15 protein-coding genes, 2 tRNA genes and 3 rRNA genes are annotated in these 17,815 nt (G+C 42.3%); 18 read left to right on the top strand and 2 right to left on the bottom strand.

Going from position 1 to position 17,815, the window contains the following annotated elements; all coding sequences use genetic code 11:
* The first annotated feature begins 168 nt into the window (after nt 1-168).
* The 10 genes from dnaX (at nt 169) to rrf (ending at nt 9,231) form a co-directional block, all read left to right on the top strand.
* A complete protein-coding gene (gene dnaX / locus AA0X71_RS00325) occupies nt 169-1,866 on the top strand; it encodes a DNA polymerase III subunit gamma/tau (RefSeq protein WP_413357961.1) in 1,698 nt (565 codons plus the stop codon).
* Between the two features lie 16 nt (nt 1,867-1,882).
* Nucleotides 1,883-2,203, top strand: coding sequence for a YbaB/EbfC family nucleoid-associated protein (locus tag AA0X71_RS00320; protein WP_019157245.1), 321 nt, complete (start codon nt 1,883-1,885; stop codon nt 2,201-2,203).
* An 11-nt stretch (nt 2,204-2,214) separates the two neighbouring features.
* Nucleotides 2,215-2,811, top strand: coding sequence for a recombination mediator RecR (gene recR, locus AA0X71_RS00315; protein ID WP_413357959.1), 597 nt, complete (start codon nt 2,215-2,217; stop codon nt 2,809-2,811).
* Between the two features lie 54 nt (nt 2,812-2,865).
* Entirely contained in the window at nt 2,866-3,084 is a 219-nt protein-coding gene (locus AA0X71_RS00310; protein WP_413357957.1) for a YaaL family protein, read from the top strand.
* Between the two features lie 78 nt (nt 3,085-3,162).
* On the top strand, nt 3,163-3,426 hold the full coding sequence (locus AA0X71_RS00305) for a pro-sigmaK processing inhibitor BofA family protein (protein WP_413357955.1): 264 nt from the start codon (nt 3,163-3,165) through the stop codon (nt 3,424-3,426).
* A gap of 395 nt (nt 3,427-3,821) precedes the next feature.
* Nucleotides 3,822-5,424, top strand: a 16S ribosomal RNA gene (locus tag AA0X71_RS00300).
* A 137-nt stretch (nt 5,425-5,561) separates the two neighbouring features.
* A tRNA-Ile gene (locus AA0X71_RS00295) sits at nt 5,562-5,638 on the top strand.
* 10 nt (nt 5,639-5,648) lie between these two features.
* Nucleotides 5,649-5,724 (top strand) — tRNA-Ala (locus AA0X71_RS00290).
* 361 nt (nt 5,725-6,085) lie between these two features.
* Nucleotides 6,086-9,020: ribosomal RNA gene (locus tag AA0X71_RS00285) — 23S ribosomal RNA — on the top strand.
* Between the two features lie 94 nt (nt 9,021-9,114).
* Nucleotides 9,115-9,231 (top strand): 5S ribosomal RNA (gene rrf, locus AA0X71_RS00280).
* The 16S, 23S and 5S rRNA genes sit together here with 2 tRNA genes alongside, the layout of an rRNA operon.
* Nucleotides 9,232-10,212: 981 nt before the next feature.
* On the opposite strand, the gene AA0X71_RS00275 is transcribed toward rrf, so the two are convergent.
* Nucleotides 10,213-10,416, bottom strand: a complete 204-nt coding sequence (locus AA0X71_RS00275; protein ID WP_413357953.1) for a sigma factor G inhibitor Gin — start codon at nt 10,414-10,416, stop codon at nt 10,213-10,215.
* Nucleotides 10,417-10,670: 254 nt separating this feature from the next.
* On the opposite strand from AA0X71_RS00275, the gene AA0X71_RS00270 reads away from it, so the two are divergent.
* The 8 genes from AA0X71_RS00270 to rsmI all read left to right on the top strand — a co-directional run bounded on the left by AA0X71_RS00270 (nt 10,671) and on the right by rsmI (nt 17,119).
* Entirely contained in the window at nt 10,671-12,101 is a 1,431-nt protein-coding gene (locus AA0X71_RS00270) for an aminotransferase class I/II-fold pyridoxal phosphate-dependent enzyme (protein WP_413357951.1), read from the top strand.
* Nucleotides 12,094-12,735, top strand: coding sequence for a dTMP kinase (tmk, locus tag AA0X71_RS00265; protein WP_413357949.1), 642 nt, complete (start codon nt 12,094-12,096; stop codon nt 12,733-12,735). The genes AA0X71_RS00270 and tmk overlap by 8 nt, the downstream gene beginning before the upstream one ends.
* Before the next feature lie 103 nt (nt 12,736-12,838).
* Nucleotides 12,839-13,168: a cyclic-di-AMP receptor gene (locus AA0X71_RS00260; protein WP_413357947.1), complete on the top strand. Its 330-nt coding sequence runs from the start codon at nt 12,839-12,841 to the stop codon at nt 13,166-13,168.
* A gap of 84 nt (nt 13,169-13,252) precedes the next feature.
* Nucleotides 13,253-14,209 carry a DNA polymerase III subunit delta' gene (gene holB / locus AA0X71_RS00255; protein ID WP_413362412.1) on the top strand — a complete coding sequence of 319 codons (957 nt, stop codon included), beginning with the start codon at nt 13,253-13,255 and terminating at the stop codon, nt 14,207-14,209.
* Entirely contained in the window at nt 14,202-15,011 is an 810-nt protein-coding gene (locus tag AA0X71_RS00250) for a stage 0 sporulation family protein (RefSeq protein ID WP_019157186.1), read from the top strand. Before holB ends, AA0X71_RS00250 begins: the two co-directional genes overlap by 8 nt.
* A 29-nt stretch (nt 15,012-15,040) precedes the next feature.
* Nucleotides 15,041-15,412 carry a DNA replication initiation control protein YabA gene (gene yabA, locus AA0X71_RS00245; RefSeq protein ID WP_413357945.1) on the top strand — a complete coding sequence of 124 codons (372 nt, stop codon included), beginning with the start codon at nt 15,041-15,043 and terminating at the stop codon, nt 15,410-15,412.
* Between the two features lie 63 nt (nt 15,413-15,475).
* Nucleotides 15,476-16,222, top strand: a complete 747-nt coding sequence (locus AA0X71_RS00240; RefSeq protein ID WP_413357943.1) for a tRNA1(Val) (adenine(37)-N6)-methyltransferase — start codon at nt 15,476-15,478, stop codon at nt 16,220-16,222.
* Between the two features lie 21 nt (nt 16,223-16,243).
* Nucleotides 16,244-17,119 carry a 16S rRNA (cytidine(1402)-2'-O)-methyltransferase gene (gene rsmI / locus AA0X71_RS00235; protein WP_413357941.1) on the top strand — a complete coding sequence of 292 codons (876 nt, stop codon included), beginning with the start codon at nt 16,244-16,246 and terminating at the stop codon, nt 17,117-17,119.
* A 59-nt stretch (nt 17,120-17,178) separates the two neighbouring features.
* Here rsmI and AA0X71_RS00230 read toward each other — a convergent pair whose 3' ends face one another.
* Complete coding sequence (locus AA0X71_RS00230) at nt 17,179-17,466, bottom strand: AbrB/MazE/SpoVT family DNA-binding domain-containing protein (RefSeq protein WP_019157182.1); 288 nt, start codon at nt 17,464-17,466, stop codon at nt 17,179-17,181.
* Nucleotides 17,467-17,815: the final 349 nt, after the last annotated feature.

Genomic DNA, 17,815 nt, shown 5'->3' with positions numbered 1-17,815 from the left:
ATATGAATGCACAGACTCATCCGAACTAGGGTGAGTTTTTTTGTATTCTGTCCAAATTCATAACCAGTGATTATTTTTCATTAGAAAAAAATTAAGGTATAATGAGGGAGACTATTTCTGTGTTGCTTAAAAAGTAACGTACATATGTTAAATGAAGGGGGCGCGTCTGTGAGTTATCAAGCTTTATATCGTGTTTGGCGTCCGCAGCAGTTCTTTGATGTTGTCGGGCAGGAGCATGTGACAAAAACGCTACAAAACGCCCTGCTTCAGGAAAAGATTTCCCATGCTTATTTATTTTCTGGACCAAGAGGAACAGGAAAAACAAGTGCGGCAAAGATATTAGCAAAAGCGGTAAATTGTGAGAGAGCACCTATTCAAGAACCATGTAATGAGTGCCCATCTTGTAGAGGAATAACGGATGGTTCCATTTCAGACGTCATTGAAATTGACGCGGCATCCAACAATGGTGTAGATGAAATCAGAGACATCCGAGACAAAGTGAAGTATGCACCAAGTTCCGTTAAGTATAAGGTCTATATTATTGATGAAGTTCATATGCTTTCCATCGGTGCCTTTAACGCTTTGCTTAAAACACTCGAGGAACCACCGAAGCATGTTATTTTTATCTTAGCTACAACAGAGCCTCATAAAATTCCACTAACGATCTTGTCTCGCTGTCAACGCTTTGATTTCAAAAGGATTTCGGCAAATGCAATCGTTAATCGAATGAAGTTGATTGTCGATGAAACAGGTGTCGAGGTTGAGGATAAAGCGTTGCAAGTTGTCGCAAGAGCGGCAGAAGGTGGAATGCGAGATGCTTTAAGCTTATTAGATCAGGCTATCTCCTTTAGTCAGGATCATGTTACGTTGGAAGATGCGTTAACCGTTACTGGGGCCGTTTCGCAAAATTTCCTCAATCGCTTGGCTCAAGCGATAAAGAAAAAGGATGTAGCAGAAGGACTGTCCGCATTAGAAGAGTTATTGTTTCAAGGAAAAGACCCTTCTAGATTTGTTGAAGATTTTATTTTGTTCTATCGTGATATGCTCTTATACAAAGCTGCTCCAACATTGGAAGAATCAATGGAACGAGTGATGCTGGATGAAGAATTTCAAGAGCTAACGAAAACGAATGAACAAGAAGAGATCTATGAAATCATCGATATTCTCAATAAAACTCAACAGGAAATGCGCTGGACGAATCATCCGAGAATTTTCTTGGAAGTGGCGATTGTGAAGTTATGTCAGCTTGAAAAGGCAGCCAGCTCTGGATCGAATGAGGTAGAAAAGCTATTAGCTAAGCTTGAACAATTAGAGTCAGAGTTACAAGAGCTGAAAGAAAAAGGAATACAAGTTAGCGATGAATCACCGGCTGCGTCTAAACCGAAGCCTCAACGTGTTAATCGCAAAGGCTTCCAAGCCCCTGCGGGGAGAATCAACGAAATTTTAAAAGAAGCAACAAAATCAGACTTGAATCTTGTTAAAGGTCGTTGGGGTGAAATGCTGGGCCGTCTCGCTCAAAAACAAATGAGGTCTCAGGCTGCCTTGCTAAATGAGGCTGAACCAGTAGCTGCTTCAACGAGTGCTTTTATCATTAAATTCAAATATGAAATTCATTGCCAAATGGCGATGGAAAATGCCAGCTTTCTACAAGTTTTAACGAAGTTATTTGAAGAGTTAACAGGTAAGAGATTACAAATTATTGGAGTGCCAGAAGAACAGTGGCTTCACCTTAGAGAAGAATTTCTGAAAGGGCACAAAGATGATGAATCTGACCAGTTAGATGGGGAATCATCATCTGAGGATGATCCGATTGTATCAGAAGCGGTTAAATTATTTGGAGATACTCTTATTGAAATAAAAGATTAATGGAGGAATGAATAATATGCGTGGAATGGGTAATATGCAAAATATGATGAAGCAAATGCAAAAGATGCAGAAGAAAATGGCAGAGGCTCAGGAAGAATTAGGAGAAAAGCAAATTGAAGGTACTGCTGGCGGCGGTATGGTCACAGTAATTGTTTCCGGTCATAAAGAAGTCCTTGAAGTAAAAATTAAGGAAGAGGTAGTCGATCCTGAAGATATCGAAATGTTACAGGATCTCGTTTTAGCAGCAACAAATGATGCTTTGAAAAAGGCAGATGAGTTAACAAATCAAACAATGGGACAATTCACTAAAGGGATGAACCTTCCAGGAATGTTCTAGGAGGGAAAAATATGCATTATCCTGAACCAATATCTAAGCTGATTGACAGCTTTATGAAATTGCCAGGTATCGGCCCAAAAACGGCCGCTCGTCTGGCATTTTTTGTATTAAGTATGAAGGAAGACGTCGTTCTTGATTTTGCTAAGGCGTTAGTGAATGCAAAAAGAAATTTAAGTTATTGTTCCGTTTGTGGCCATATCACTGATCAGGATCCTTGTTATATTTGTTCAGATGAAAGACGGGATCGTTCCGTTATTTGTGTCGTTCAAGATCCAAAGGATGTCATCGCAATGGAAAAAATGAAGGAATTTGGTGGACTTTATCATGTCCTACAGGGGGCTATTTCACCTATGGATGGAATTGGTCCGGAAGATATCAATATTCCTGATTTATTAAAAAGGCTTCAAGATGAGACGGTTGAAGAAATTATTCTTGCTACCAATCCCAATATTGAGGGAGAAGCAACAGCGATGTATATTTCAAGACTTTTAAAGCCTTCAGGAATAAGAATCACGAGAATTGCACATGGTTTACCTGTAGGTGGCGATTTAGAATACGCCGATGAGGTTACCTTGTCCAAAGCACTTGAAGGTAGAAGAGAAGTTTAAGGATTATTGAAATCTGGAAAACGAACGGGTAAATGATCAAGCGGAGGTATGACCATGTTTTTTCGACGAAAAGGCTGGCTGCGCAAAGAATTTGATGAAAAGCTTTTAAGGCAACTTAGTGAAATTCGGGCAGATTGGACAAATCAAAAATCATTAGTAGAAAAAAGCTTTGATCCTTCAGAAGAAATTTTATGTTCTGCCAAGCTTGCAGAGGCAAAATACTTCTATTTAATAAAAGAAGCAAAATCAAGGAAAATTAATATCCGAAAATAAAATCGCTCCTCCCATGTCATTTTTTTGTGAACTTGTACATATTTTAGTATAGGTGATTTTGATGGGAGGAGGATTTTTTTGGAACCAGTTGTTGTGATCGCCCTTATAGGAGGGTTAATCGTTATTTTTCTTTTAGTGGGTACACCTTTAAAACCGATTCGTTTGGTTGGACAAGGAGTTGTGAAATTATTAATCGGTGCATTATTATTGTTTTTCTTAAACATTTTAGGAAATCAATTTGGGATTCATATTCCCATCAATTTAGCGACCTCAGCTGTTTCAGGATTCCTTGGGATTCCGGGATTATTTGCATTAGTAGCGATTGATACATGGATTTTATAAAAATTGTTGACTTCGGTTCTGAACGATGATAATATATTAAAAGTCGTCACAAGATAACAAGTTAACTACTTTTAAAAAGATGTTGACATTTAATTGTGAGAATGGTATATTAATAAAGTCGCCTCTGAGCGATTGAGAGAAATTTTCTTTCGGGAAAATTAATGAAAGATATTTTCACTAGCGTGAAAAATCATAACTGCACTTTGAAAACTAAACAAATCATACGTCAACAAATAATAGTGGAGGCGACTGTACAGCTTCGACAAACATTGGAACTTCTGGCGGAAAAGTCCAAAAGACTTTGACAGAAGAAGTGAAATGGTCGAAAAGCTAGGAGCCGAAACTAGCCAACGTTAGTTTTATTATGTTTTAAATTAAGAGCTAATTCTTACTCTTTTTTGGAGAGTTTGATCCTGGCTCAGGACGAACGCTGGCGGCGTGCCTAATACATGCAAGTCGAGCGGATTTGAGGGAGCTTGCTCCCGAAAATTAGCGGCGGACGGGTGAGTAACACGTGGGCAACCTGCCTATAAGACTGGGATAACTTCGGGAAACCGGAGCTAATACCGGATAATGCTTTTGAACTCATGTTCTTAAGCTGAAAGATGGCTTCTCGCTATCACTTATAGATGGGCCCGCGGCGCATTAGCTAGTTGGTGAGGTAACGGCTCACCAAGGCCACGATGCGTAGCCGACCTGAGAGGGTGATCGGCCACACTGGGACTGAGACACGGCCCAGACTCCTACGGGAGGCAGCAGTAGGGAATCTTCCGCAATGGACGAAAGTCTGACGGAGCAACGCCGCGTGAGTGATGAAGGTTTTCGGATCGTAAAACTCTGTTGTTAGGGAAGAACAAGTACCGGAGTAACTGCCGGTACCTTGACGGTACCTAACCAGAAAGCCACGGCTAACTACGTGCCAGCAGCCGCGGTAATACGTAGGTGGCAAGCGTTGTCCGGAATTATTGGGCGTAAAGCGCGCGCAGGCGGTTCCTTAAGTCTGATGTGAAAGCCCCCGGCTCAACCGGGGAGGGTCATTGGAAACTGGGGAACTTGAGTGCAGAAGAGAAGAGCGGAATTCCACGTGTAGCGGTGAAATGCGTAGAGATGTGGAGGAACACCAGTGGCGAAGGCGGCTCTTTGGTCTGTAACTGACGCTGAGGCGCGAAAGCGTGGGGAGCAAACAGGATTAGATACCCTGGTAGTCCACGCCGTAAACGATGAGTGCTAAGTGTTAGAGGGTTTCCGCCCTTTAGTGCTGCAGCAAACGCATTAAGCACTCCGCCTGGGGAGTACGGCCGCAAGGCTGAAACTCAAAGGAATTGACGGGGGCCCGCACAAGCGGTGGAGCATGTGGTTTAATTCGAAGCAACGCGAAGAACCTTACCAGGTCTTGACATCCTTATGCCATCCCTAGAGATAGGGCTTTCCCTTCGGGGACATAAGTGACAGGTGGTGCATGGTTGTCGTCAGCTCGTGTCGTGAGATGTTGGGTTAAGTCCCGCAACGAGCGCAACCCTTGATCTTAGTTGCCAGCATTGAGTTGGGCACTCTAAGGTGACTGCCGGTGACAAACCGGAGGAAGGTGGGGATGACGTCAAATCATCATGCCCCTTATGACCTGGGCTACACACGTGCTACAATGGATGGTACAAAGGGCAGCGAAGCCGCGAGGTGGAGCGAATCCCATAAAACCATTCTCAGTTCGGATTGTAGGCTGCAACTCGCCTACATGAAGCCGGAATCGCTAGTAATCGCGGATCAGCATGCCGCGGTGAATACGTTCCCGGGCCTTGTACACACCGCCCGTCACACCACGAGAGTTTGTAACACCCGAAGTCGGTGGGGTAACCTGGTCCTTAATTTAGCCTCTTACTACTATGTAATAGGAAGCTAAATTAAGGACTAGGAGCCAGCCGCCTAAGGTGGGACAGATGATTGGGGTGAAGTCGTAACAAGGTAGCCGTATCGGAAGGTGCGGCTCGGATCACCTCCTTTCTAAGGAATATGGAGACTTAGATGTCTCATAATCGTAACGTTGATGGAAGCTTTTTTGACTCGTCAGAAAAGCCGTATGATTTGTTTAGTTTTGAGAGTGCAACACTCTCTAATTGAATATGAAATTCTCATTATATGGGCCTATAGCTCAGCTGGTTAGAGCGCACGCCTGATAAGCGTGAGGTCGATGGTTCGAGTCCATTTAGGCCCACCATCCTTATAATGGGGCCTTAGCTCAGCTGGGAGAGCGCCTGCCTTGCACGCAGGAGGTCAGCGGTTCGATCCCGCTAGGCTCCACCAAGAATTTTTTACGTAACGTAGTGAAGTAAAAATATTCTTCCTTAATTTTTCGCAAAACAAAGTGAAGTGAAAATGTTTTTCCTTCAACTTTTATAAGCGGATTTTTTAAATTGAATGATTGTACCTTGAAAACTAGATAATGAAATGAAGAAGAACCAAGAATTACCGAGTAATCGCCATTTTAGTTTTTTCTCTCTATATGTTTAGAGATTAAGTTTCAAAACAAAAACCGCGAGGGTTACGAGAAGCAAGCAGATCAAGGAAGCGACTGAACGAGCACCGGAACGTACGTAGTTGGTACGTGAGGAGCGCAGAGAGGGAGCTGACGCAGAGATGCGCCGCTTATCGGAAGCCGCAGCATGGTTAAGTTATGAAGGGCGCACGGTGGATGCCTTGGCACTAGGAGCCGATGAAGGACGGGACTAACACCGATATGCTTCGGGGAGCTGTAAGTAAGCTTTGATCCGGAGATTTCCGAATGGGGAAACCCATCATTCGTAATGGGATGATATCTTTACCTGAATACATAGGGTAATGAAGGCAGACCCGGGGAACTGAAACATCTAAGTACCCGGAGGAAGAGAAAGCAAACGCGATTCCCTGAGTAGCGGCGAGCGAAACGGGATTAGCCCAAACCAAGAGGCTTGCCTCTTGGGGTTGTAGGACACTCTATACGGAGTTACAAAGGAACGAAGTAAACGAACAAGCCTGGAAAGGCTGGTCAAAGAAGGTAACAACCCTGTAGTTGAAACTTCGTTCCCTCTTGAGTGGATCCTGAGTACGGCGGGACACGAGAAATCCCGTCGGAAGCTGGGAGGACCATCTCCCAAGGCTAAATACTCCCTAGTGACCGATAGTGAACCAGTACCGTGAGGGAAAGGTGAAAAGCACCCCGGAAGGGGAGTGAAAGAGATCCTGAAACCGTGTGCCTACAAGTAGTTAGAGCCCTTTAACGGGTGATAGCGTGCCTTTTGTAGAATGAACCGGCGAGTTACGATTGCATGCAAGGTTAAGTTGAGAAGACGGAGCCGCAGCGAAAGCGAGTCTTAAGTAGGGCGTTTTAGTATGTAGTCGTAGACCCGAAACCAGGTGATCTACCCATGTCCAGGTTGAAGTTCAGGTAACACTGAATGGAGGACCGAACCCACGCACGTTGAAAAGTGCGGGGATGAGGTGTGGGTAGCGGAGAAATTCCAATCGAACTTGGAGATAGCTGGTTCTCTCCGAAATAGCTTTAGGGCTAGCCTCACGAAAAACGAGTCTTGGAGGTAGAGCACTGTTTGGACTAGGGGCCCTCATCGGGTTACCGAATTCAGACAAACTCCGAATGCCAAGTACTTAAGCGTGGGAGTCAGACTGCGAGTGATAAGATCCGTAGTCAAAAGGGAAACAGCCCAGACCACCAGCTAAGGTCCCAAAGTATACGTTAAGTGGAAAAGGATGTGGGGTTGCTTAGACAACCAGGATGTTGGCTTAGAAGCAGCCACCATTTAAAGAGTGCGTAATAGCTCACTGGTCGAGTGACCCCGCGCCGAAAATGTACCGGGGCTAAACGTATCACCGAAGCTGTGGGTGTACACCGTTGGTGTACGCGGTAGGAGAGCGTTCTAAGGGCGTTGAAGCTAGACCGGAAGGACTGGTGGAGCGCTTAGAAGTGAGAATGCCGGTATGAGTAGCGAAAGATGGGTGAGAATCCCATCCACCGAATGCCTAAGGTTTCCTGAGGAAGGCTCGTCCGCTCAGGGTTAGTCGGGACCTAAGCCGAGGCCGAAAGGCGTAGGCGATGGACAACAGGTTGATATTCCTGTACCACCTCGTTTTTGTTTGAGCGATGGGGGGACGCAGGAGGATAGGGTAAGCGCACTGCTGGATATGTGCGTCTAAGCAGTTAGGCTGGTAAACAGGAAAATCCGTTTACCGCAAAGGCTGAGCTGTGATAGCGAGGGAAATAGAGTACCGAAGTTCCTGATTCCACACTGCCAAGAAAAGCCTCTAGTGAGAAAACAGGTGCCCGTACCGCAAACCGACACAGGTAGGCGAGGAGAGAATCCTAAGGTGAGCGAGAGAACTCTCGTTAAGGAACTCGGCAAAATGACCCCGTAACTTCGGGAGAAGGGGTGCTTTTTAGGGTGAATAGCCCTGAAAAGCCGCAGTGAATAGGCCCAGGCGACTGTTTAGCAAAAACACAGGTCTCTGCGAAGCCGCAAGGCGAAGTATAGGGGCTGACGCCTGCCCGGTGCTGGAAGGTTAAGAGGAGGGGTTAGCTTACGCGAAGCTCTGAATTGAAGCCCCAGTAAACGGCGGCCGTAACTATAACGGTCCTAAGGTAGCGAAATTCCTTGTCGGGTAAGTTCCGACCCGCACGAAAGGCGTAACGATCTGGGCACTGTCTCAACGAGAGACTCGGTGAAATTATAGTACCTGTGAAGATGCAGGTTACCCGCGACAGGACGGAAAGACCCCGTGGAGCTTTACTGTAGCCTGATATTGAATTTTGGTACAGCTTGTACAGGATAGGTAGGAGCCTGAGAAGCCGGAGCGCTAGCTTCGGTGGAGGCGTCGGTGGGATACTACTCTGGCTGTATTGACATTCTAACCCGCACCTCTAATCGAGGTGGGAGACAGTGTCAGGTGGGCAGTTTGACTGGGGCGGTCGCCTCCTAAAGAGTAACGGAGGCGCCCAAAGGTTCCCTCAGAATGGTTGGAAATCATTCGTAGAGTGTAAAGGCACAAGGGAGCTTGACTGCGAGACCTACAAGTCGAGCAGGGACGAAAGTCGGGCTTAGTGATCCGGTGGTTCCGCATGGAAGGGCCATCGCTCAACGGATAAAAGCTACCCCGGGGATAACAGGCTTATCTCCCCCAAGAGTCCACATCGACGGGGAGGTTTGGCACCTCGATGTCGGCTCATCGCATCCTGGGGCTGTAGTCGGTCCCAAGGGTTGGGCTGTTCGCCCATTAAAGCGGTACGCGAGCTGGGTTCAGAACGTCGTGAGACAGTTCGGTCCCTATCCGTCGTGGGCGTAGGAAATTTGAGAGGAGCTGTCCTTAGTACGAGAGGACCGGGATGGACGCACCGCTGGTGTACCAGTTGTTCTGCCAAGAGCATCGCTGGGTAGCTATGTGCGGAAGGGATAAGTGCTGAAAGCATCTAAGCATGAAGCCCCCCTCAAGATGAGATTTCCCATAGCGTAAGCTAGTAAGAACCCTGAAAGATGATCAGGTTGATAGGTCAGAGGTGGAAGCGTGGTGACACGTGGAGCTGACTGATACTAATCGTTCGAGGACTTAACCAAATTGATTATTCGGTTTTCTATTCTTCTTTCATTATCTAGTTTTGAAGGTATAATCCTTTTTGCGCAAGCAAAAGAGGTCACTTCAATCAAATAGTCCGGTGGCGATAGCGAGAAGGTCACACCCGTTCCCATACCGAACACGGAAGTTAAGCTTCTCAGCGCCGATGGTAGTTAGGGGCTGTCCCCTTGTGAGAGTAGGACGTTGCCGGGCAAAGCGAAAGAGTATCCATTTGATGGGTGCTCTTTTTTTGATTTGTCTTTTATTAGGAGCTCATGGAGCAAGAAATGCGTAATTTCGCAAGGAAAGTGTGTCACAAGAAGGGTTCACGAAACAAGATAAGGGTAGTTTTGTAAGGAAAGTATGTCTCATGAGGAGTTCATGAGACAAGAAAAGAGTAGTTTTAAAGGAAAAGTATGTCTCATGAGGAGTTCATGAGACAAGAAAAGAGTAGTTTTAAAGGAAAAGTATGTCTCATGAAGGGTTCATGAGACAAGAAAAGAGTGGTTTTAAAGGAAAAGTATGTCTCATGAAGGGTTCATGAAACAAGAAAAGAGTGGTTTTAGAGGAAAAGTATGTCATATGAGGGGTCCATGAAACAAGATAAGGGTAGTTTCGTAAGGAAAGTATGTCTCATGAAGTGTTCATGAGAACAGATTCCAGCGGTTGGATAGGAAAGAATGTCCTCATAGAGAGTTCATGAGGACAAAGCCGAGAGAAAATCAGGAAAGTTTGTCCTCATAGAGGGTTCATGAGGACAAAGCCGAGAGAAAATCAGGAAAGTTTGTCCTCATAGAGGGTTCATGAGGACAAAGCCAGGAGAAAATCAGGAAAGTTTGTCCTCATAGAGAGTTCATGAGGACAAAGCCAAGCGAAATCCAAGAAAGTTTGTCCTCATAGGGTGTTCATGAGGACAAAGTCAGGCAAAATCCAAGAAAGATTGTCCTCATAGAGAGTTCATGAGGACAAAGTCAGGTGAAAATCAGGAAAGTTTGTCCTCATAAGGGGTTCATGAGGACAAAGTCAGGCGAAAACGAGGAAAGATTGTCCTCATAAGAAGGTCAATGAGGACAAGCTAGAGCAGCCGAAGCTGAAATCAAAAGAGAAAAAAGTCCGTAAGTACCCGTTCATGCAAGTATACAAAAAAGAGTTCCCGCTTAAATCCAAAATAAAAAAACCCCATTCAAGGAGTTTTTAAGAGTAAATTTCTGGTGAATTGATTTTTCGCATTTTTTTTAGGTAGAATTTATATTGAGGGTCGCTCGTTTCTGTAGAAATAATACTTTTTTCACAATCAGAGCAGATAAAGGATGTATATAAATAAATTCCTTTCCATTTGAATTGCTCGCAGATGACACAGCATGTTTCCCCAGGTTGTTTTTTTAATAATGTACTCATTATGACTCCACCTCCACAAAACTATTCTGCCCATGAATCCCCCAATATATAACAATTTTTAGAATATTCTCATTCTCTAAGGAGTTCCAAATGTACATGAAGTACTCAATGAAGATGTTAATTTAGTGTATGTTAGGAAGCAGCATACATTGTATGTCTTCCTTCAAGATTTTTGATTAAATTGTAACGGGAGTAGTTTTTACGATAAAATAGACGAGTGATGGAAATCAGGAGAGCCGAGATGGTGATGAGAGTTGAATCAACATGATACCCCGTTATATACGGCATTAGAGATGTTTTATAAAAGAAAGCCGATCTCCTTGCACGTGCCTGGACATAAAAACGGCTTATTAATGAAGAATAATAATTTTTTTCAAGGAATTTTACATATTGATGCGACAGAGTTAACAGGTTTAGACGATTTGCATGCTCCAGAAGGAGTGATTGAAAAAGCTGAGACGTTATTAGCTGACGTTTATAATGTGTCAAAAAGCTTTTTTTTAGTGAATGGTACGACGGTAGGGAATCTTGCCATGATGCTAGCGACGCTTGAGGAAGGAGAGCCCGTTTTTATTCAGAGAAACTGTCATAAATCCATTCTTAACGGGTTGGAGCTTACGAAGGCAAATCCAGTTCTATTAGGTCCAGAATATGAGCGAGAATGGAAGGTGGCTGGAGGAGTCACGCTGGAAACCATTAAGGAAGCATATGAACGCTATCCAGAATGTCGCGCGATCGTATTGACGTATCCGAATTATTACGGGATGACGTATGACCTGAAAGAGATTATCGAGTTTGCTCATAGCCACGATATTCCAGTATTGGTTGATGAGGCACATGGGGCGCATTTTATTGGAGCAGAGGGTTTCCCGCCATCAGCTGTTCAATTAGGTGCCGATGTGGTGGTGCAGTCTGCCCATAAAACATTGCCTGCAATGACGATGGGTTCCTTTTTACATATTAATAGTCAGTACGTTTCTACAAAGAGAGTAGCCCACTATCTAGGGATGTTACAATCAAGTAGCCCTTCTTATCCGATTATGGCCTCCTTAGATCTTGCGAGAAATTATATTGGAACTTATACAAAAGAGGATGAACTCTATTTTAAGGAAACCGTTGGGCACTTTAAAAAAGAACTAGAAACATTAGAATTCCTAAAAGTGTTAGATTATCCGAATCAAAATGGAGATCCGCTAAAGCTAACTATCCAATCACGTTGCGGCTATACAGGTTATGAATTACAGCAATTTTTTGAAGAAAAAGGGATTTTCTCAGAAATGGCTGATCCGAATAATGTTCTGTTTGTCCTTCCCCTTTTAAAAAAGAATGACAAATTTCCGTTCGAAGATATTATTGCAAAATTAAAAGAGCTACCAATTCGAAAAAAAGGTTCAAGGGAAGACGCTCATTATTTTAAAAAGGAAAGAATTTCAACTCTTTATCGTGTACAATCACAGAAGGAAGAATTAATACCGATACAAGAATCGATTGGTTACATATGTGCAGAGACGATTATTCCGTACCCCCCTGGAATTCCCTTATTGCTACGCGGAGAGAAGATCGCAAAGGCAGAAGTAGAGGGTCTACTGTATTTGCTCGAATCTGGCGCAAGATTTCAAGGGGGAGAAACACTTACAGAAGAAAAGATGAAGGTTTTTCATAAATTGGAGGATAACAATGACTAGAGGTTTGTTTATTACATTAGAAGGTCCAGAGGGAGCTGGTAAAACGACGATATTAAACCGACTTGCCGAAAGGTTTCAAAAAGAAGGGATAAAGGTATTACACACTAGGGAGCCTGGTGGTATTGAGATCGCAGAACAAATCAGAAAAGTGATTTTAGATAAAAGCAATACGGCTATGGATTCAAGAACAGAGGCTCTATTGTATGCAGCGGCACGGAGACAGCATTTAGTGGAGAAGGTACAGCCTGCTTTAGAAGAGGGCTATGTCGTGTTATGTGACCGTTTCGTAGATAGCTCATTAGCATATCAAGGCTATGCCCGGAAATTAGGGATTGATGAGGTGTACAGCATTAATCAATTTGCGATTGATGATATGATGCCGAATCTAACCTTATATTTTGATATTGATCCAAAGGTAGGGCTAGAAAGAATTAGCAGGAGTGATGAAAGAGAAGTGAACCGTTTAGATTTAGAAGAACTTCAATTTCACGAAGCAGTCCGAGAAGGATATCAAATTCTTTTGAAAATATTTCCAGAAAGAATTAGAAAAATAAATGCTGAACAATCGCTGGATGCCGTATTTGAAGAAGCATATAAAGAAGTAGACATGCTTGTTCAAAGCCGGAAATTTTAATTTTGTAGAAAAAATTGAGCAGGCATTACCCTTTAAGAAATTCATTCATAGAAATTCCTGTTATAATAAACATAATAAAAATGGATACTAAGGAGTTGATGGAATGAAGTTAATTATTGCAGTTGTACAGGATCAAGATAGCAATCGGTTATCAAGCTCACTTGTCGATCATAATTTTAGAGCAACGAAGCTAGCAAGTACGGGTGGATTTTTGAAATCTGGTAATACAACTTTCTTGATTGGAACAGAAGATATACGCGTCGATAAAGCGTTACAAGTGATTAAGGACAACTGTCAATCAAGAGACCAGCTAGTAGCACCTGTTTCTCCGATGGGGGGAAGTGCGGACTCCTATGTTCCGTATCCTGTTGAGGTTGAAGTGGGGGGAGCTACTGTATTTGTACTCCCAATTGAACAATTTCACAATTTTTAACGTACCACTAATAAATAAGTAAGTGAGTTGATCGATTTGAACACGTGGGAAAGCTATGAAACGATCCAACCAACCGTTTTGAAAATGTTGAAGAATAGTATAAAAAAAGGTCGGTTAGCCCACGCGTATTTATTTGAAGGAATGCGGGGGACAGGGAAAAAGGATGTCAGTCTCCTCTTATCAAAAAGTTTATTCTGTACGCATCCAGTTGATGGATATATTCCGTGTGAAGCTTGTCATAACTGCAGGCGAATTAATAGTGGAAACCATCCGGATATCCATATTGTGGAGCCTGATGGTGCCTCCATTAAAAAACAACAAATTCAGTCCCTTCAGGAGGAGTTTGCCAAGACTGGAGTAGAGTCGAAGAAAAAGGTGTATACGATTGTTCATGCTGATCGGATGACGGTAAATGCTGCTAACAGTCTATTAAAATTTCTTGAGGAGCCGACCTCTGAAACGACAGCCATTTTATTAACAGAACAAGCTCAGAAAATATTGCCGACGATTCTTTCTCGATGTCAAATTGTCACGTTTAAGCAACTATCTTCAGACCAACTCATACAGAAACTAGTAGAACGGGGAGTTTCGGAAAAAAAAGCCCCTATAATTGCCCAGCTTACCAATAATTTGGATGAAGGACTTGCACTAAGTAATGATGAATGGTTTGCACAAGCCCAAAAAATAGTGTTAAAATTATATGAAGTGCTAAGAAAGAATCCATTGGAGGCGTTAGTGTCTCTTCAAGAAGATTGGTTCTTACATTTTAAAGATAAAGAACAATACGATCAGGGGCTAGATTTATTACTTCTTGTTCTGAAGGATTTATTATATATACAACTTGGAAAGCAAAACCAGGTTGTTTATTTGGACGAAAGAGATCGTCTCGAACAATTTGCACTGCAAACTTCTGCAAAAAGGTTGGCCAATCAAATGACCGCTATTTTGAATGCAAAAAGAAGGTTGCATGCAAATATGAATCCACAGCTGCTATTGGAGCAGCTCGTGTTACAATTGCAGGAGGGATCATCATTTGTATAATGTAGTGGGAGTCCGCTTTAAAAAAGCGGGGAAAATCTATTATTTTGATCCCGGAGATCTCTTAATTCAAAAGGACGATTTCGTCATTGTGGAGACGGTTAGGGGAGTTGAGTACGGTCGAGTGGTCATCGGCCCAAAGCAGGTCGAGGAACACGATGTGGTTCTCCCACTTAAAAAAGTTCTGAGAATTGCAGATCAAAAGGATCGGCTTATCGTTGAAGAAAACAAACAGTCTGCCAAAGAAGCGTATGAGGTTTGTTGTGAGAAGGTTAACTTACATCAACTTGATATGAAGCTAGTAGATGTGGAATATACCTTTGACCGCAATAAGGTTATTTTCTATTTTACAGCGGATGGACGGGTTGATTTCAGAGAGCTTGTTAAGGATTTGGCCGCGATTTTTAGAACGCGGATTGAGTTAAGGCAAATCGGTGTACGAGATGAGGCCAAAATGTTAGGCGGAATCGGACCTTGTGGTCGTATGCTTTGTTGCTCTAGCTTTTTAGGGGACTTTGAGCCAGTGTCAATCAAAATGGCGAAGGATCAAAACCTATCTCTTAATCCAACGAAAATATCTGGGTTATGTGGTCGGCTTATGTGCTGTTTAAAGTATGAAAATGATGAGTATGAGACCGCTAAGGAACAGCTACCTGATGTGGGTGAAATCATAGGTACCCCAGCAGGATTAGGGAAAGTGGTTGGATTAAATATTTTGGAACGAATTTTACAAGTAGAAATGATAGATCAAGAGCGTGTCCTCGAATATACACTGGATGAAATATTAAAGGAAGGCGCTATGTAGGAGATCCACGGACGATAGAGGTGGAAGGCGTGAATAAAAAGGAAATCTTTGATTCAGTGAGTAATATGGAAGTACAGATTGGACAGCTGTATCAGCAGCTTGGTGAGTTAAAAGAGCATTTAGCAGAAATTCTCGAAGAAAATAACTCGTTAAAGCTAGAGAATGATCATCTAAGACGTCGGCTGGAGCATACCTCTAACACTGGGAAAAAAAATCAGGGTCAACAGCAAAAGAAATCTGTTGCTGGGCAACCTGATGAGAAAGCAGTTGATATTGGGGAAGGATATGATAATTTAGCAAGGCTTTATCAGGAAGGCTTCCACATCTGTAATTTGCATTTTGGTAGTCCTCGTAAAGAAGGCGATTGTCTTTTTTGCTTATCTTTTCTTAATAAAAAGTAATGTGGTCTTCCTTTTAGGGAGACTATTTTTTTAGATTTGAAAAAAGAACCTGGAGGAAAAAGAATGGTTCCATTAAAAGATGATGAGCGTTTGGATTATTTATTAGCAGAGGACATACGGATTATTCAAAGTCCGTCGGTGTTCGCTTTTTCATTGGATGCCGTATTGCTCGCCAGATTTGTCTATGTCCCCATTCAAAAAGGGAATTTAATTGATTTATGTAGTGGAAATGGTGTCATTCCCCTTTTTTTAAGTACGAGAACAAAAGGGGAAATAACAGGTGTTGAAATTCAAGAGCGTTTATATGATATGGCGAAAAGAAGCTTTCAGTATAATGAATTGGATCATCGCTTACAAATGATTCATGGAAATATAAAGGATATGCCGAGTCAATTAGGGATGGGGAAATTTGATGTGGTTACATGCAATCCGCCTTATTTCCCAACACCATCGAATGAGGAAATCAATGAGAATGAGCATTTAGCCATTGCACGGCATGAAATTTTTTGTACATTAGAGGATACGATTCGTGTATCGAGCCAGCTCGTAAAACAAGGTGGAAAGGTTGCTTTTGTTCATCGACCAGGAAGATTATTAGACATAATCACCTTGATGCGGCAATATCGTTTGGAACCAAAGAGAATTCAATTGGTCTACCCGAAACATGGGAAAGAAGCGAATACTCTTTTAGTAGAAGCGATTAAAGATGGGAAAGCAGATTTAAAAATTCTCCCTCCTTTAGTCGTTTATGATGACAATAATGAGTACACGCCTGAGATAAAGGATATCCTGTATGGGGACAAGCAGTAAATAAGGGTAGGGTGAAAAAACATGTGGCAACAAAAAAGCTTTGAAAATGAACAAGAGAAGGGGATCTTATATTTAATTCCAACTCCGATTGGGAATTTGGAGGATATGAGCTTCCGTGCCGTTCGGCTATTAAAAGAAAGTGATTACATAGCAGCAGAGGATACGAGAAATACAAAAAAGTTATGTAATCATTTCGAGATTTCTACACCTGTCGTTAGTTATCATGAGCATAATAAAGAAACGAGCGGGGCAAAGCTCATTGAAAGGCTTAAAGCAGGGGAAAAAATAGCTTTAGTTAGTGATGCAGGAATGCCAACGATTTCCGACCCAGGCTATGAATTGGTTGTCGCTGCAACGAATGAACAATTAACCGTCGTTCCACTACCAGGGGCAAATGCAGCTTTAACTGCTCTTATTGCATCTGGCTTAGCAACACAGCCCTTCTTTTTTTACGGATTTTTACCGAGACAAAAGAAGGAAAAAGTGGCTGAGCTTGAAGAGCTATCGAAACTGATGTCGACCGTCATTTTATATGAATCTCCCCATCGTTTGAAAGAGACACTCCAGCAAATTTATGATGTATTTGGTGAACGTCAAATCTCCATATGCCGAGAATTAACAAAACGGTATGAAGAATTTATTCGTGGAACGATAAGTGAAGTACTTGAATGGGCCTCAAATGGCGAGGTTCGTGGGGAATTTTGCCTTATTATAGAAGGGCGTCATGAGCGAATGGAAGAAACCGATATTTGGTGGGAAGGACAAACGATTCAGGAACATATTGAGCATTATATGACTGAACAGGGACTATCATCAAAAGATGCCATTAAGCAAACAGCGAAGGATCGCAATATGAATAAAAGAGATGTCTATCATGCCTATCACATCGAGGAATGAGGACCAAAACAAAAAGGCTTCTTGTGAAAAGAAGCCTTAACTATTGGGTTAAATCTTGATTAAGCTTTTGCTGTTTGGAAAGCGTCTTGAATTTCTTTTAATAGCTTTTCAGCGCCTTCACGGCTTAAAATAAGCTTGCCATCTGCAAATGTTGCATTATCATCAGAAACTTCACCTGTAACTTGACAAGTCATGTTAGGCTTATATTTCTTTAAAACAATGCGCTCGTCATCTACATAAATTTCTAGTGCGTCCTTTTCTGCAATTCCTAATGTACGTCTTAATTCGATCGGAATAACCACACGACCAAGTTCATCAACCTTACGAACAATACCTGTAGATTTCATAATAAAATCTCCTCTCAATCTCCAAAAAATTTTTCTCTATTTATCTATTTTCGTCATTATTCGACAAATTTCTTCCTAAATCAATAATAACAGTTATTCCCATAAACGTCAATAATTTTGTAATCATTATTTTAGTAATTTATGGAATAATATGAATCTGTAATTTCGCGTCATATGCGACATAGTTTGAAAATAATAGAATGTTTTTGGAGGTCCTTTTATTATCAATGAAATAATATTTTGGAAATAAACGATCATTATATAAATGAGCACCTCCTTAAAAGGATGATCTGGTTGCACATTTTCTTATTTTTATGTATATTTTGATGATAGAATAGGTAATGATGAC

Origin of the sequence: Robertmurraya phoenicis (assembly GCF_047302285.1) — a bacterium.
In the GTDB taxonomy this organism is placed as follows: Bacteria; Bacillota; Bacilli; order Bacillales; family Cytobacillaceae; genus Robertmurraya.
This window is presented reverse-complemented; position numbering and strand designations above follow the sequence as displayed.